Raw genomic sequence first — 14,793 nt, 5'->3', positions numbered from 1 at the left:
GTCGGGGAGTTTGAGGGATCGGGCGGCTCCGACAAGCCGCCCGCCTTCTGCGCAGAACCAGTCCCGGTGTCGGCCGGGAACTCTCAATCAGACGAAATATTCCAGGCGATCGATGATGAGATGGGCAGAGGTCAGCTCATCCTTCGAGGCCTGACCGACCAACGGCAGCGTCGTGTCGGTGTTCTTGGCCGTCGCCGACGGGGAACCGTCGGTGAAAGTGATACGCGGGATCGCAAATATGATTGCCTGGTTGTTCTTGGCGATGCGCGTGTTGATGTTGCTCGGTGTCCCAGCGAAGAGCTTGGTCAGCAGCGCGTCCGACCCGAAATAGGTTGGCGCGTTGACTGTGACGTCGAAGCTGCCCTTGCCGATGGCGACCGGGCCGATCGTCTCGTCGCAGTCGAGCGCGTTGATCATGCGCAAATTGTTGTTGACGCTGATCTGCAGCGACTGCATCCAGTTCGGCGAACCGAGACAGACGCCGTTTTCCGCGATCCTGCCGACATTGACGGCTGCCGCCATGACGGCATTCGTCGTCGCCGCATCCGGCGCGCTGTCCAGCGACGTCGTCGAGGCCTGCCCGCTCATCCCGGAGAAGGTGAATGTGTATTTCGCCTTGTCCTCGGTCGTGAAGTTGAACTGGCCTTCGCCGGCGAGCATGCCGCGCTGTGCAATATAGGTCGGTACCGCCTGGCCCATGAAGCCGCGCTCGATCGTGCAGCTCTTGGTGTCGACGCCGTTCTTGATCTGGTCACCGAAGAACACCTGGATCGTCTTGCCGGTACCCACATCAGCTGTCCAGCCGGCCGGCAGATTGTCGAGCGTCAGTTTGGCCGCCGCGATAGCGGTGATGCGGGCCCATGCGTTGCGGCGGGCGATCGCGCCGGCGGTGACCAGGAAGGCGAAGCTGGTGACATCGGCGGTGCCACCGATCTTGACCCACTGGCCGACGCGCAGGCCGAGCGTGGTGAAGTCAAGCAGCGTCGAGCCGAGGCCGTCGGCGAGCGCCGTGATGTCAGCCGCGGCGCCCATGAAGCCTACCACCTTCATGCGTGCTGTAGCAGGCGGCGCGGCTTCGGCGACAAAGCCTGCGCCGAGGAATGCCGGAACCGTCGCGCTGCCGGTCGTGCATTTGAAGACGCCATTGTTCGCCGATGGGGTGAAGCCGGTGAAGCGCACCAGCTGACCGGCTACGAATGCGGCGCCGGCGGTAACCGTGGCGACGTCAGTTGTGTCGGCCAGCCCGGTGATGACGGAATCGACGACACCATCATTGTCGCGGAACGGTGTGTTCAGCCAGGTCGAGCACATCAGCGACTTCAGCCAGAGCGACAGAGGCGATTCATCAACCGGGAACGAGAGCTCGCCATTGACCGGACCGCTGTTCGTCTCGCCGATTTTGATCGGATCAGAGTTCATCCGATCATCGCGGATCTCTTCCGAGGTGACGAAGGTCGGGCGAAATGCCAGCGTCTCGCCTGTGAAGCGCGCCGTACGCATGCGCGGCGTGACGGGCGTGATGCCGAGGGTCACTTCCTCGACGACGGTCATGCGGGTGCGGTTGGAATCCATCGGAGGCTCCATCGGTGGGCCGCCTCAATGGGCGGACGGGGTTGATTGGTTGAGAGGAGAGGCTAGTCCGCCTTTGACGGATCCTGCTTTTTCAGCTTCGCGGCGTACGGCAGCTTTTCAATATAACCTGTCTCGACCAGGCGATCGAAGCCCTGCGGCGACAGATCATCCTGCGGCGAGACGCGATCGCCTTCCTTGAAGCGGCGCAGGCGCGTCGGGAATGCTTTCAGCACGAGAGCCATCATTCGTCCCTTTCGAAATTTACGGTTGCGGTCATGGCGTAGTAGTTGGCGAAGGTCCGGCCGGGGTCACCGGCGCCGATCGAGGCATCGCGAAACGTGACGCTGTCGATATCCTGGCCCCTGAACATGCCGACCAGCTGCTTCGCCAGCACGCGCGCTCGGCGGCTGCCGGTGCTGTTCGGCGTCATGACATGCAGGTAGATCTGGCCGGCTTCGCGCCAGAGGTTTTCGTCCCGCAACTCCGCCCCGATTGACACCTGATCGAAGAAATCCCCGAACACCTCGACGTAGACGAACTCTGTCGGCGTGTCCGGCAGCTCGTAGGGATCGTTCTCGAAGACGACATCGGTCAAACCGCCCCATTGATCGGCGATCTGCTGGACGACGACGTCGAAAGCTTCAGGACTGGCCATCAGAGTGCGTTGATGATGATCGAGGGATAGGTGATCGGCATGCCGGCCTCACGGTCCTTGCGGCGTGCCAGCGTTGCTCTCCCGGCCCGGAACGCGCTGGAGCGATTGCTCTGCACCGCCGCCCTGAGCGGTGCGCCGCCTTTCAGGATGTACGGCATCGCCGGATGCACTCCGCCGCCGATGTTGAGGAATCTAGTCTCGAAGCTGAAGCTGTCGCGATAGCGATAGGCCATAGAACTTTTCGTGCCATCGAACACGCGCCGGCGCTTCACACCGGAAAGACCGCCCTCGACCTTGCGGATGTATGGCTGGAAATTGGTTATGATGACTTCCGCGGCAGCTGGGATCGCCGAGAAGTCCGAAACGATGGCGCCGCCAGCAATGACAATGAACGAACTCGCGAACCGACCGGAGCGCCGCGGCGACCGCTTCTGCAGTTCGGCCAGGACAGTGGTGACGATCAACGGCCAGTTTACGAATTCATAGACAATCGGCCCGGGTGCCTTCACCGCTTCTTCCGGCGCGTTATGGACGCCGTTGACATAGCGCTCATAGGTCGGGCTCGCGATCCCTTCTCCGATAACGCGCTTGAGCTCCTGCTTCGCAAAAGCCGCCAGCGCCTTGTCGATCGCATCCGGCTCCATGCCGGCGGTCGCCAACTTCAGGTCACGCTCAAAGAACTGGAAGCCGGCCATCATCTTCAGCCGCGTCGGCTCAAGTGATCGGCCATGGCCCTGCCAAATCCGCCGCGCTCTTCGGCTTCGCGATACTGCCCTATGGCCTGTTGAACACCTTCGCGTACTAGCCTTCGGACATGCTGCTCATCACCTCGCGGGACCCAGCAGTCATGCCAGACTTCTACGTCGCAAACACCATTGGTGACAGCCGGGAGGGGTTCCAAGGCCTGTTCCGCTGGCGCGGCAAAAGCGGCCACGGCAGCAAGCGGCGAAAGGCCAAGGCCGGCGAGGAAAGAACGTCTGTGCATGGTGGTCTCCGTGAGAAAATGGCATCAGCCCGAAACCAGCAGTTCGATGCGGACAAGAACGCCTTGGACCGAGATCGGCTTCGGCAGCTCGATATTGCGTTCCCGGCCGTCGACGACTGCTTTATCCCCCTTCTTCAGCGGCAGCAGCGCGGCAAGGGCAGTCGGACTGACGACGATCGTCGACGCCGTCTGATCGATTCCTTCGACCAGCTCTTCCGCCCGAACAGCGCGGACCGCGGCCGGCACATTGTCGATGTCGGTCTTCGGCCGCGGGGTGCCCGTCGGGGCGGTGTAGCGCCGGATGGTGACTGCAGTGCCGGCGTCGGCGAGGGCGGCATCAAGATCGGCAATCAGGTCGGCGGGGGTCGTCATCATGCCACTGCGACGTTGATGTACTGAGAGAGCTTCGCGAGGATATCCGCGGGAACCGGCCCAGCCGTGGATCCTGGAACGGCGCCAACCCAGTAATCCTGTCGTACCGTTCGGACATCGGGAATCTCGACGCTCTCGCCCTTTACCAGCGGGTCGCGCGCGGCGGCGGACAACCGCAGCCTGGCAAGATCCATCGCGGCGCCGACTAGATCGGGCGGCACGGTCTCGAATCCAGCGGTGTACTCGACCACCGCGTCACCGCGCGGCCAGGTCAAGGTTCGGGTACCGGAGATCCTCTGCAGCAGCCCGGCCTCCGCGTCCAGATCGGTGTCGTCGGCAACAAGCGCCGTGCCGGCCTCTGTGACCAGCGTCAGATCTGAGATAAAACGTCGAGCGAGAAACAGCAGGTCGTCGCAGCCGCGCTGCCTGAACACCTCGCGAACCTCTTCGCTGCGCAAGGTTGGAACATGGACGCCATCACCGCGGATCTGACACGCCGTCGCGATATCGGCGGAGACCCTGGCGCCGAGTTCGGTCAGCTCGGCATCACGGCTGGCGTCGCCGGGCACGAGACCTGCGGCGGCGCGCAGCTGCTCGATCGTTAGCAATGAAGGATCGGCCGCAGGCGTAACTACGGTGAAAGTCGAACGCATGCGGCCGCTCCGGAAGGTTCGATCAGGCCGACTTGCCGGCGTTGATTGCCTCGATAATCTCGGCCTTCGTTTTTGCAGCGCTGATGTCGACACCGCGATCGGCGGCAAGCTTCTCGAGCTCATCCTTCTTCAGGCCATCGAGGTCGACGTCTTCAGCTTTCGACTTAGCGCCGCCGGCCGGCAGGGGATCGCCGAACTGGTTGGTCGCCTTGTTCTCGCCGGCGGCAGCGGCTCCTTTATCCGCGGCCTCCTGCTGTGCTTTCTGCTGATCGACGGCGGCCGCCGCAGAGGGAGGCGTCGCCTGACCGGGTGCCGACAGCGGCTGCTCGGTGACCCCGGAATTCGGATCGATCGAGCGGACCGGTTCCGCACCCTGCATTTCGCGAAGCATCTGCTGCTTGGCCGCGAAGATCAGCCGGGCATGCACCATGTTGCCGCTGTATGGCGTTCCCGACCGCGCGATGATGTCCTTCAGATCCTGGTCGGATGCAGCGGAGAGCTTCCGGTCGAGCGCCTCGATAATGTCGCGGTTCAGCTGCTCCTCCTGGGGCAAATCGGGCGACTTGCCTTCCTCGAGGTAGCCGGCGGCGACCAGGCCGTCGAATGTGCTGTCGGCGACCTTTGCGCCCTCCGGCGGAAAACCAGTGCCGATGGCGAGATGTGAAACGTTGATCCCGTCGAACGCGAACGGGAATGCCTTGATGACCTTGCCGTTTTTCATGGCGGTCAATCCTTATGTTGAGAATGTGGGAGGAAGACCGGCGCAAGGCGCCGGCCGGCTTATCAAACCCCCTCAAAGGTAGGCGTTTGCGCTTTATGCAGGAGGATTGGCGGCGGGGCCGAGATTGAGCTTGCCGTTGATCCAGACGCCGGCTGCGAAAACGTTGCCGGTGTTGGCTGCAGGAGTCAGGGTGACGCGCTGATACTGCTTGCCGCCGGTGTACCCAATCTTGAAGACCTTATCGTCGCTTGAGAACAGCGGGGTGGCCAGCAGCTCGGTGCCGTTGAGCATGTCGTCCGGAACCGCGACGGCATCGGACAGGTTGGCGGCATCGCCATGTTCCATCAGGAACGTAAAGGTGGCGTCGGCGTCGGCGATCGCGCCCATGAGGAGCAGGAACGCCACAGAGTCCGCACCCAGTCGATTGTTGATCTGGGAAACGATCGCAGTGTTGTCGGCCACCGCAGCGGCCGGCGAGATGCCGCGCTTCGGATCGATGTGAGAAATGATGTCCCGCATGGGAACCTCCGTGAGATTACCGGCGCGCCTCGCGCAGTCCCGGCAGGCTTTGAGAAAGGGGCGCGGCGATTACCGCGCCCCAGGGTTCATCTGGGGATCAGGTACCGACGACCTGGAGGGCGTAGGCCTCGAAATCGACGACGTCACCACCAACACGCTGGCGCGTGTAGAACTCGACGAACGGCTTGGAGGAATACGGATCGCGCAGGGTGCGAATACCGAGGCGATCGACGACGGTATATCCGGCGCGGAAGTCGCCGAACGCAACCGGCAAGGTGCCGGCGCCGACGGTCGGCATGTCGTCGGCGCGACGGATGTTGTAGCCGAGCAGCATCGAGGGCTTACCGGCTTCGAGGCCAGGGCGCCACATGTACTGGCCGTTCAGATCCTTGAAGAGCATGACGGCGCCGACCGACTGGCGCTTCATCAGCCAGTTCGCGTTCGCCAGATATTTGTCCTTGATGGAGAAGGACAGCGTTATCAGACCATCGGAGGTCAGGGTCGTGGCATGGCCCGATGCAACCTGAAGGATGGTGCCGCGAACGCCTGCGGAACCGGCCGGATAGGTCAGGATGCCCCGCGGCTTCTTGATGCCGTTGCCCGAGATGAACGCCAGGGCGCGCATGCGGGCGAACTTCTCCGACACCTTTCCGGCGAGCCATGCCTCGACGTCGATTCCGGCGTCCTCGAGAAGTTGCTGCGTCGCTTTCGGCTTCGCATAGATCTCGTGCACCGGGATGCGCTGCACCCCGACCTGCGGCGTGCTAGTTTCCGGCCTAGCCTCGGTCTCACCGACCCAGCCGGCGCCGGCCTCGTCGGTGTCGACCGCGATTTCCAGCGCATCCGTCGAGACGTTCTCATGGTAGGCGAGCTCGTCGATCGGCGAGGTCTCGTAGACCTTGGTGATGATACGCGCTGAGACCTGCGTCGGGACCAGATAGCCGCCGTCCGGATCGGAGCCGACCATCATGGCCTTCTGCTCGTCCGGAGAGAGGTAATTCACCTCGCGCCGGAGCGACATTTTGAAGGCGTCTTGGTAAGCCTTGTACTCGTCGACATTGACGTCCTCGGGATTGAGGATCGTAGTCGCCTTCAGTTCGCCGCGCCGCGCCATGGCGACGCGCTTGAACTCGGTGGCGTTCTTGAGCAGCTTCGCCTGGTCGTCGGCGGTGCCACCGGCGCCGGGACGGCCGAGCTTCTTCTGAATATCGACGATTGCGGCGGCTTCTTTTTCCGCCTTCTCCAAGATATCCTTAACCTGCTTTTCGAGGGCCTCGTGCTTCGCCGCGACACCGGTGGTGAGGGCTTCGAGATCCTTCTTGAGTTGGGTGCCGTCGCCCGCCGCCTTGCCGGCCTTTTCGGCGAGATCACGAACCTCCTTGAGGTCCTTTTCCATTGAGGTCTTCAGCGTGCCGACGTCGTCGCCAAACTTCTTCACCTCGCGCTGGACATCTTCCAGCACGTCTTTCAGTTCGGGCATTGTGCCCTCCTTATGCTTGGTTGGGGGAAATCAGCTTGCGCGTGGACCGAAGTCCTTCCAGCAAACCAGCTACATCCAGATCGCCCCCAGCCTCGCGCCGTGCGATCTTGGTCAGACGGCCGACAAAATCGCGGGCCGTGTTCTTCGTCCATCGCGGTCCGCCTGCCTCGCGCAAGAAGTCCTCGAAGTCCGAAAGGGTTTTCAAGGTATCGATCTCGGCGGATTTCACCGCGCCGACCAATGCCCTGTCGTTCGATCCGAAGGTCACGACGCTGACCTCGTACAATTTCACTTCCTGGAGCCAGCGGCGCGGCTCAACGCCGGGCTTGGTCCCCATCTTGGACCTGACTGCCTTGTAGCCGATCGACAGTCCGTCCAGTTCGCCACTTTTCATGCCCTCATAGATCAGGGCGCCGCGATCAGTGTTCAGCGCGAACAGCTCGCCTTTGACCTTCAGGCCCTTGGCGTTCTCTTCCATGTCGATCCACTTGCCGATCGGAAGCATGTCGTCGACCGGGCCGAAAAAGCCGCCATGCTGCAAAAGCATCTTCGGCAGCTTTCCCTTCGCGCGCCATTCGCGCAGCGTCCCCTCGAAAGCACCCTTCTCGACGATGTCGTCGTGAGAATCCTTGTTCCCGAAAATGGAACCATACCCCTCAAAGGTGCCGTCCTTGTCTCCGGACGCGAACTTGACTTCGATCAGACCCGATTCCAGGCGTTCCATGACGTCCATGAGACTTATTTCCCTCCAGCACCGGGAGCCGGTTTCGCCGGCGCAGTGATCGGTACAAGTTTTCCGGTTTCGTCCAGGGCGGCCATGCCTGACGGGACAAAGAGAGTGTCGGCGCCGTCGACGGCGTCCATCTCATCCCAGCCGCGGACGTCGTTTTGCGTCACCCAGCCCGGGTTGTTCGGCCCGCCGAGCGCTATCTGGTTGTATTTCGCCTTTGCCTCGACGCTGGGGCTGAGGAAATCCGAGTCCACGAAACCCGTGTAGAAGCCCTGCTGCCGTTCTTTCTTCGAGAGCAGATGCAAGTCGGCGGATCCGCCGAAGCGGCGATGGATCGGCCGGACGCAGTGAACGAGATGGGCGAGAAACATCTGTTCCGCCGAAGCAAAGGTGGCGTTCTTGTCGCCGGAGAAGCCGATCATGATCGGCATCACCCGCAGGACCTCGCAAATCCGCTCGACCTGGAACTTCCTCGTCTCGATGTGCTGGCTGTCGACGCCAGTCATCTGCATCGGAGAGAACGTGGCGTTCCGATCCACGACCATCAGCCGGCCGGTGTTGTTGGCGCCACCAAAATTCCGACGAACCCATGCCGCAAGCCGGATCAGCCCGGCCTCGTTCATTGTCCCTTCGACCGAGAGCATGCCGCTGGGGCGGACACCGTTGCGATGGAAGGCGGCGTGGCTTTCTTCGGTTGCCAGCGCCAGGCCGATCGCTTCTGCGGCGAGACGGACGATATCGAGGCCGTCGATCGTGTCCCAGGATGGGCCCTTCACTTCCCAGATTTGGTCTTCGGTCACTGTTTGTGTGGTGCCGTCGAGACCCTGCAGCGTGTAGACACGCGAGTAGTCCGCATTCACCCGCTTGGTGACGCGGCCAGGATCGAGCAGGATGATCTCAGCGATTTCGCCGCGCACGATATTCTTGAAGGCATATGAGCGACCAACGAGATCGACGTGGAAACTCTGTGTCTCCCGAAATTCGAGGCTCGTCATCCACTCGTTTGGTGCCGTCGCCAGCAGATCGTAAAGCGGATGGTCGCGGGCCTCGCGGCGCCCCACCACGGTGCGCCCGTTCTTAGTCATTTCGGTGCGCTGATAGAGCTTCCATGGCACCGTGGCGTGACCGTCGGCGCGAACCCTGCAGCACGCCAGGACGGTGGTGTTCGAAAGCGAAGTCTTCCAGTTCACGGAGACGCCGGACTTCGACGACCGAAAGCCTCCGAAGAAATCTGCCCACATCTCGTCGACGAGACCGTAGCGACTTCCGCCCTGGTCCTTGCGCTCCGCGCCGGCGAGGGCGCCGAATAGGCCGCGCATCAGGTGTCACCTCGTGCCGGCATCGATGCGCGGCGAGCCAGCAGCAAGGCGGCACCAGTCAGTATGATGCCGCCGGCGATGTAAGCCGCTGGCACGTAAATCTGCCAGATCCCATAGACGATCGATGCAGCACCAGAGATCCCGACGAGATCTCGCAGCAGTGTCGGAACCGCGGCGATCGCCACGGCGGCACCGCGGCCAACACCGCGCGCGGCGGCCGAGACAAAGCGCATCTGCTGCTCCAAGCGGTCAGTAAACGTGGGAAACTGCGTCTGCTTTGGCTTCCGCCAGCGCGTTCGCTTCGGCTCGGGCAACTTCAGCTTCGATTTTCGCCTCGAGAGCGTCCAGGTCATCGACGTCCCAGCCCGATGCGCCTGACGCAACCGGGTTCAGCCCCATCAAGACCTGTGCATGAAGGCCGGCCATCAAGGGATCAATCTTCGCGGAACCGCTGACCTGCTTGTCGATCGAGATCGCGTTACCGCGAGGCACAATCTTGGCGTTGCCAACCGCGAAATCCATGAGCTCGAGACCGGAATGGACGAGCTGGCCGCCGGCGAGATCTCGCTCCATGTCCTTGATGGCGCCATTCAGCTTCCATCCCTGCGAGATGCCGACGATCCGCTCCTTCGCGATGCCGCGTTCTTCGCTCGTGAGCGCCTTGGTAATGGCGGCGACGCCAAAGGAATCGACGCCGATCGCGTTTTCCGCGGCCAGTAAACCGGAGGCCTCGACCTCCATCACGATGTCCGCGAGCTGATAGACGTCTTCACCTGGCAGCTTGACGAAGGTCAGCTGCTTCAGGTCGGCGAACTGGTCGAGGCGCGTCGCGATCTCGGTGCGCCGCTTCTTCACGATCTCATGGGCCCAGGCATGCGACCAAAGCAGATTTTTGCGCGTGACCTTGCATCTTCCCATCACAGCAAGGCCGAGGAGATCGTCGAGGCCGCCGCCATCGATGCCGATGACGATGACTTCCGACCGCCGGATGACTTCCTGGAGGGTCAGCCGCTTGTTCATTGCTGCAGGCCAGAACTGGGCACCGGCCCAGTTTGCGTCCTTCAGGCCGAGCCCAGCTTCGATGTTGAAATGCTTGGAGACGAACAGACTGAGAACGTTGAGGCCTTCGATCTCAGCAGCCTTGACCTTCCTGGCTAGCCAGTTTTCCCGAACCGAAGTGCCAAGGCTCGGATTCGGGATGTACCAGGTCGATTGATCCCGCCATGGCTGACTGTTTTTTTTCAATATCGACGGCGGATATTCGTAGATCAGTGCCAGGGATGCCGGATCGTCGATCGTCCCGTCTCGCACGCCGCGAAAATATTGAAGCTTCTGCAAGAAAACGCCGGTGGGTGGCTCGTCACTCTGCGTCGTCGCATAGATGACAAAACCCTCCGAACGGGATGCCTGCGATCCGGTCGCCTCCGAAAGGATATTTGCGGCCGACGACTTCTTGCCGAAGAGCCAGAGCTCGTCGATAAAGGTTATGATCGCCTTCTGACCACCGACGACATCGGCGTCGGCGGATTTGACCGCCAGCTTGGACTTATCGAGCCTATTTTCTATTTCGCGCGTGACATCTGAGGGCTTGAACACCTTGAAGAGGGCGTTGTCCGCAGTGATCATGCCATACGCTGGCTCGAAACTGTTGTCGGCGATGTCCTTGGTCGGCGCAAGGATCAGATACTCGCCCATCGCGCGCTCGTTCATGATCAGTGCCGTGACCATGATACCGGCGGCGATCGTGGACTTGCCGTTCTTCTTCGAGATCAGGATCAGAATCTCTTGAATCAGCTGCTCCCGGAGAGCGGGTTCGTAGCAGCCGAAAACGACATAGACGAGATCGAAAATCCACTCCGGACTGACTTCGCCAAGCGTCGGCTTGCCCGGCATGTCGACCAGTTTCAGGCGTTTGAAGATGCGCAGCGCCTTCTCCGCGCGCGGTTTGAAGATTGGCAGATTGTCGGGAAGAAGACTTAGCCCGGCTACGATGCGCGCCTCCCAGTCCGGGCGCGCTGTTGACCACTGCATCAGTTCGGCTTCGTGCCGGGTAGCGGCGCGAGATCCTCGCCCCATTCCGAATTGACGCCGGCGGTGAAGGCCTCCTCGCGCTGGACTTCCTTCTTGCCCGGCTTCGCGACCCGGGTAGCCGGTTGTTGCGGCGACGCGCCGGCGCCGGCTTTTTCTTGCCGCGCGTCGAAGTCAGCCGCGGCGCCGGAGATCCTGGTCATCTCCTCGAGCCGCTTGATCAGAGTGGCGTTGCCCTTCTTGGCGCCGTTGAACATCCAGTTCAGCAGCTCCTGGCGCTTCTTCGCCCACCCGTTCTTCAGCTCCTCGTCGAAGTAGAGCTCGAGCGTCGGGATCGAACATCCGATCGCCCTGGCAATCGTGTCCTTGACGTCGCCGCAGGACACCATCCGTTCCACAGTGCGACGCATCGCCGGCGTCGGCTTGAAGGCCGGCCGACCTCGTCCGCGTTTCGGTTCTGTCATGCTGTCCTGATCAAAAGCGGCCGATTAATTTGGGGTTTCGATGCGCAACCACCGAAATTCCGGTGGTGAGAAAAAATTTCGTGAACCTGAGCCCCAGGCGGTTCGACCCCCGAAAGGCCCCAGAGATTGATGCCCCCCCCCGGGTCGGTCAGTATCGACGCGCCATCCGTTCCGAGCGAGCAGCTGCAGTCTTCAGGGTGTGGTGCCTTCCGCATAGGCATTGGCCATTGGCTGGGTCGAGGGGTGCACCACCGTCCTTGCGTTCACGGATATGGTCGGCGAAGAGGCGGGCAGGGGCGCCGACATGACAGCGTCGACCACCATCGATGGCCTCACATCTATAGCCGGCGCGTTGCAGTACCTGGTCACGCCATGCCCGATGCTGAGGGGTCAGCAGTTCGGGATCGGCCTTCTTGGCTGCCGGCATGGCGGTGCGGAGATCGACCTGTCGGATTTGAGGTCCGATCTGCTTCGCCATTGTTTGGTGCTGACCTTTGATGAAGTCGATGTCCCCCTGATGGACATGAGCGAGCGTCAGCTCGCGCTCGTTTCTTCTACGGTTCTTCAGATAGAGCCAGCATTGAGATCATAGAGCACTACGATGGCGGCTGCGCGCCTGAGGCGCTCGCCGTAAGGCTCTGCTCATCAGTACTTGGCGTCTACGCGAGGGAAGGGGACCGCGAGAAGATGCGGGATTTCAGTGGTTTGTGGGAAATCACGAATTGTAACGTGTCTCCGATGTCCCTCGGGGACACGAGAGAACAAGGCTCTTGGATAGGACATGTCCCGCTCGGTCCCTCCGTCGGTCCCGCTTCACCAAGGCGATTCTTGTTGACGACCATCTGCCGACTCATGGAAACGCGATCTTCCGATAAGCCGCAAAGGGGGTAAGCAGATGTGGATCGAAGTGCAGATCGACAAAGATCAACGATGGCTGATGAACTTCGACCAGGTCCGGACCGTCCGTCGCCAGTACGAAGGACCAGGTTCGGTTATCGAATTCGAGGGAGGTCACACAATTGCGGTTGCCGCGGAGTACACCACCCTTTTGGCAATACTGTCGGCGCGCTGACCTAAAAGCCGGCCTCGGCACTCGCCTTTTTTCGCTTCCGGTTCTGCTTTTCGAGCCGCTTCCGGAGCGCCGCGATCTCGGCTTGCGTCGGGTATCGAGGCTTCGCGCCGGGCTCCATGAACCCGACGATGGCGTCGCTTTTGGCTTGGGCAGAAGTCTCGGAAGATACCGTTTGTGATGCGGTTTCTGGCTCGATTTCGGCAACGTCGTCAACGGCTTGCTCGAAGCAGGGAATTTGTTGCTGCAACAGCGCGTCGGCAATGGATTGACAAATCTTTGTAATCTTATCGCGCAGCGTCCGGGTTTTGATGCCTTCCCGGGAGGCGAAATCGTTGAGGAATCGACCGCGTTTCGTCTTCTGCCATGCCCAAGCATATAGGAGACGACGGTTCTCCTCGATAGGATGGGCATTGATCCAGCCCCATGTTTCCGTCATCCGGCTCAACGCGCCAGGGGAGGGCCGGATCCTGATCTTCATGGCTCTGGGGTAATGCGGGATGTATTCGGGCCACGCCGAACCGCCGGCGCCTCCTACGTTCGGCGTCAGCATGAGCGTCTCCGCAGCCTCGAGGACGCGGTATTCCACGGCTTTGGCGGTCCATGCGGTCATTCGTGAGGGATCGCCTTCGCGGCCAGATCGCCGTCAATCGTCTGGCCGTCGCCAAACGCTTCCGGGAAAACTGCTCTCCAGTCCGGCTCGCCATCGCCACCGGGATGTTCGACGCCAGACACATCAACGGTACGGACAAATTCTGCGATCCCGTGCGGATCATCGTCGCCCTCGGAAACGATCGCCTCGACGCTCTGAAGCCAGTTCGTCGGGCAGGTGTGCTCGCCGTAGAAGTAGGCCTTGCCCTTATCTTCGAACTCATGTGGGCTGTGGTAGCCGCCCTCCACAATGAAATAGATGGGCTTTTCCTGCGGTAGGATCACCAGCAGATCGTAGGACTTTACGAACTTCTTGCCATCGTCGAACGGCTCAACCTCGACGTCGGTCGACGAGAGGACTGAGACCTTGTATTTCCCGCCACAATCGTCGCACTGCCATGGGCCAGCTTCCCTTGGCATTGTGTCGTCGAAGAGATGATCAACCCTCTTTTTGCCGACATCGCAGTGCAGGCAGCTGATGTAAACCGTGGTCTCAGCGGTCAATTTTGCTTTCATGACTTCTCTCCGCGCGCAAGCGCAAGAGCGGCGTCTATATCTTTGACCTCGGGATGGTCTTCTCCCCATTCGCCGGCAACGCTTGCTCTGGCAGTCTCTAACGCGGCCACAAGCGCGCCGTGGGCATTGACCACCTTCTCGATTTGCTCCCACGAGGCCAGCGCAGCAGACCCACCATGCTCATTCACGCACGCCTCGACCCAGAGGGCATACTGTCTAAGTTCGTAGTTCACCGATTTGTCTATTGTCACACCGCTCTCCTACCGTCTCTCCCAATTATACCATCGGCCAATCTCATCGCCAGCAACACCCGCATGACGTGCGCCAGAGGCAGTCCAACGGCGAGGACCTTCGCTTGATGCCGGATCTCGGCAAGGCTGATACGATCGAACTCGTCGAACAGCTTTCCGCCTCTGGCCTCGATCGACGGGTTCGCCACCAGCGCCGAGACCGCCTGGATGGTCTCGCTGTAGAGTTCGGCGGCGTTGCCATAGGTTTCAACGATGAGGCGCAATGTTAGAGCGAGGTGGGCTTCGCCATGCCGTTGCCCGATTTTCTTGAGTGTCTTCTTGGCGAAGCATTCTCGCTGCCGCCGTTGGCGCCAGGCGTGAGCGTCGGGATCGACGAGGCGGACACCACATTGTTCGGCGACGCGCCAGATATCACAGCGGTGCTTCATCGCCGGCGCACCTCAACCGGGATGATGCGGCCCTCGACTACGACACCACCGAGCGTATCGATCTGCAGCGCGGCTTCAGCAGCGGCACGGACCTCATGGAACCGACGTGCACCGAGGAGGTCCTCGTCGGCCGGGGTCGTCGTGGGCTTGAAGTGCAAGGCGAGCTCGGCAGCCTTGATGGCGGCCGTCGCGGATGGGAATCGCTCTGGCTTCCCGTCGGCACCATCGAGCAGTACGTCTGGGGCGCCATCACGCCGATATGCGGCGCAGTAGTAGGCCCCAAAACTGATGGCTTCGATGCGGGTTCCGGTCATGTCGACACCGCCAAATAGCGGGACATCAGCGGGACCGATTTCGCTACTGGAGGGACCATTCCCGCC

Annotated in this window: 21 protein-coding genes; 2 read left to right on the top strand and 19 right to left on the bottom strand. The window is 61.5% G+C overall.

What is annotated here, in order from left to right:
- Nucleotides 1–87: 87 nt before the first annotated feature.
- The 14 genes from NMG70_RS13475 to NMG70_RS13410 form a co-directional block, all read right to left on the bottom strand.
- Nucleotides 88–1,572 carry a phage tail tube protein gene (locus NMG70_RS13475; protein ID WP_254024979.1) on the bottom strand — a complete coding sequence of 495 codons (1,485 nt, stop codon included), beginning with the start codon at nucleotides 1,570–1,572 and terminating at the stop codon, nucleotides 88–90.
- Nucleotides 1,573–1,634: 62 nt separating this feature from the next.
- Complete coding sequence (locus NMG70_RS13470) at nucleotides 1,635–1,817, bottom strand: hypothetical protein (protein WP_254024978.1); 183 nt, start codon at nucleotides 1,815–1,817, stop codon at nucleotides 1,635–1,637.
- Nucleotides 1,814–2,227 (bottom strand): hypothetical protein, encoded by a 414-nt coding sequence (locus tag NMG70_RS13465; protein ID WP_254024977.1) that lies wholly within the window; start codon nucleotides 2,225–2,227, stop codon nucleotides 1,814–1,816. The genes NMG70_RS13470 and NMG70_RS13465 overlap by 4 nt, the downstream gene beginning before the upstream one ends.
- Complete coding sequence (locus tag NMG70_RS13460) at nucleotides 2,227–2,925, bottom strand: hypothetical protein (RefSeq protein ID WP_254024976.1); 699 nt, start codon at nucleotides 2,923–2,925, stop codon at nucleotides 2,227–2,229. Before NMG70_RS13460 ends, NMG70_RS13465 begins: the two co-directional genes overlap by 1 nt.
- 311 nt (nucleotides 2,926–3,236) lie before the next feature.
- On the bottom strand, nucleotides 3,237–3,587 hold the full coding sequence (locus tag NMG70_RS13455; RefSeq protein ID WP_254024975.1) for a hypothetical protein: 351 nt from the start codon (nucleotides 3,585–3,587) through the stop codon (nucleotides 3,237–3,239).
- Entirely contained in the window at nucleotides 3,584–4,237 is a 654-nt protein-coding gene (locus tag NMG70_RS13450) for a hypothetical protein (protein WP_254024974.1), read from the bottom strand. Before NMG70_RS13450 ends, NMG70_RS13455 begins: the two co-directional genes overlap by 4 nt.
- 22 nt (nucleotides 4,238–4,259) lie before the next feature.
- The gene (locus NMG70_RS13445) at nucleotides 4,260–4,958 is read right to left on the bottom strand and encodes a hypothetical protein (protein WP_254024973.1); all 699 of its coding nucleotides are present in this window, start codon (nucleotides 4,956–4,958) and stop codon (nucleotides 4,260–4,262) included.
- Nucleotides 4,959–5,051: 93 nt separating this feature from the next.
- Nucleotides 5,052–5,477 carry a hypothetical protein gene (locus tag NMG70_RS13440; RefSeq protein WP_254024972.1) on the bottom strand — a complete coding sequence of 142 codons (426 nt, stop codon included), beginning with the start codon at nucleotides 5,475–5,477 and terminating at the stop codon, nucleotides 5,052–5,054.
- Between the two features lie 97 nt (nucleotides 5,478–5,574).
- Nucleotides 5,575–6,957: a phage major capsid protein gene (locus NMG70_RS13435; protein WP_254024971.1), complete on the bottom strand. Its 1,383-nt coding sequence runs from the start codon at nucleotides 6,955–6,957 to the stop codon at nucleotides 5,575–5,577.
- Nucleotides 6,958–6,967: 10 nt separating this feature from the next.
- Complete coding sequence (locus NMG70_RS13430; RefSeq protein ID WP_254024970.1) at nucleotides 6,968–7,690, bottom strand: HK97 family phage prohead protease; 723 nt, start codon at nucleotides 7,688–7,690, stop codon at nucleotides 6,968–6,970.
- Nucleotides 7,691–7,695: 5 nt separating this feature from the next.
- Nucleotides 7,696–9,006, bottom strand: coding sequence for a phage portal protein (locus NMG70_RS13425; protein ID WP_254024969.1), 1,311 nt, complete (start codon nucleotides 9,004–9,006; stop codon nucleotides 7,696–7,698).
- A complete protein-coding gene (locus NMG70_RS13420) occupies nucleotides 9,006–9,239 on the bottom strand; it encodes a hypothetical protein (RefSeq protein WP_254024968.1) in 234 nt (77 codons plus the stop codon). The genes NMG70_RS13425 and NMG70_RS13420 overlap by 1 nt, the downstream gene beginning before the upstream one ends.
- A 16-nt stretch (nucleotides 9,240–9,255) precedes the next feature.
- Entirely contained in the window at nucleotides 9,256–11,037 is a 1,782-nt protein-coding gene (locus NMG70_RS13415) for a terminase large subunit domain-containing protein (protein WP_254024967.1), read from the bottom strand.
- The gene (locus NMG70_RS13410) at nucleotides 11,037–11,498 is read right to left on the bottom strand and encodes a hypothetical protein (RefSeq protein WP_254024966.1); all 462 of its coding nucleotides are present in this window, start codon (nucleotides 11,496–11,498) and stop codon (nucleotides 11,037–11,039) included. The genes NMG70_RS13415 and NMG70_RS13410 overlap by 1 nt, the downstream gene beginning before the upstream one ends.
- A gap of 220 nt (nucleotides 11,499–11,718) precedes the next feature.
- Here NMG70_RS13410 and NMG70_RS32945 point away from each other — a divergent pair, with 220 nt between their 5' ends.
- Together NMG70_RS32945 and NMG70_RS13400 are read left to right on the top strand one after the other, a co-directional pair.
- Nucleotides 11,719–12,090, top strand: a complete 372-nt coding sequence (locus NMG70_RS32945; RefSeq protein WP_367185530.1) for a hypothetical protein — start codon at nucleotides 11,719–11,721, stop codon at nucleotides 12,088–12,090.
- A 303-nt stretch (nucleotides 12,091–12,393) separates the two neighbouring features.
- On the top strand, nucleotides 12,394–12,570 hold the full coding sequence (locus NMG70_RS13400) for a hypothetical protein (RefSeq protein ID WP_254024964.1): 177 nt from the start codon (nucleotides 12,394–12,396) through the stop codon (nucleotides 12,568–12,570).
- 1 nt (nucleotide 12,571) lies between these two features.
- Here NMG70_RS13400 and NMG70_RS13395 read toward each other — a convergent pair whose 3' ends face one another.
- Genes NMG70_RS13395 through NMG70_RS13375 form a run of 5 tightly spaced genes read right to left on the bottom strand, consistent with a single transcriptional unit; the run spans nucleotide 12,572 to nucleotide 14,727 of the window.
- Nucleotides 12,572–13,180 (bottom strand): hypothetical protein, encoded by a 609-nt coding sequence (locus tag NMG70_RS13395; protein ID WP_254024963.1) that lies wholly within the window; start codon nucleotides 13,178–13,180, stop codon nucleotides 12,572–12,574.
- Nucleotides 13,177–13,734 (bottom strand): hypothetical protein, encoded by a 558-nt coding sequence (locus NMG70_RS13390; RefSeq protein WP_254024962.1) that lies wholly within the window; start codon nucleotides 13,732–13,734, stop codon nucleotides 13,177–13,179. Before NMG70_RS13390 ends, NMG70_RS13395 begins: the two co-directional genes overlap by 4 nt.
- Entirely contained in the window at nucleotides 13,731–13,985 is a 255-nt protein-coding gene (locus tag NMG70_RS13385) for a hypothetical protein (RefSeq protein ID WP_254024961.1), read from the bottom strand. Before NMG70_RS13385 ends, NMG70_RS13390 begins: the two co-directional genes overlap by 4 nt.
- Complete coding sequence (locus tag NMG70_RS13380) at nucleotides 13,982–14,413, bottom strand: hypothetical protein (RefSeq protein WP_254024960.1); 432 nt, start codon at nucleotides 14,411–14,413, stop codon at nucleotides 13,982–13,984. Before NMG70_RS13380 ends, NMG70_RS13385 begins: the two co-directional genes overlap by 4 nt.
- Complete coding sequence (locus NMG70_RS13375; RefSeq protein WP_254024959.1) at nucleotides 14,410–14,727, bottom strand: hypothetical protein; 318 nt, start codon at nucleotides 14,725–14,727, stop codon at nucleotides 14,410–14,412. The genes NMG70_RS13380 and NMG70_RS13375 overlap by 4 nt, the downstream gene beginning before the upstream one ends.
- Nucleotides 14,728–14,793: the final 66 nt, after the last annotated feature.

The organism is Mesorhizobium ventifaucium, assembly GCF_935822925.1.
In the GTDB taxonomy this organism is placed as follows: Bacteria; Pseudomonadota; Alphaproteobacteria; order Rhizobiales; family Rhizobiaceae; genus Mesorhizobium; species Mesorhizobium ventifaucium.
This window is presented reverse-complemented; position numbering and strand designations above follow the sequence as displayed.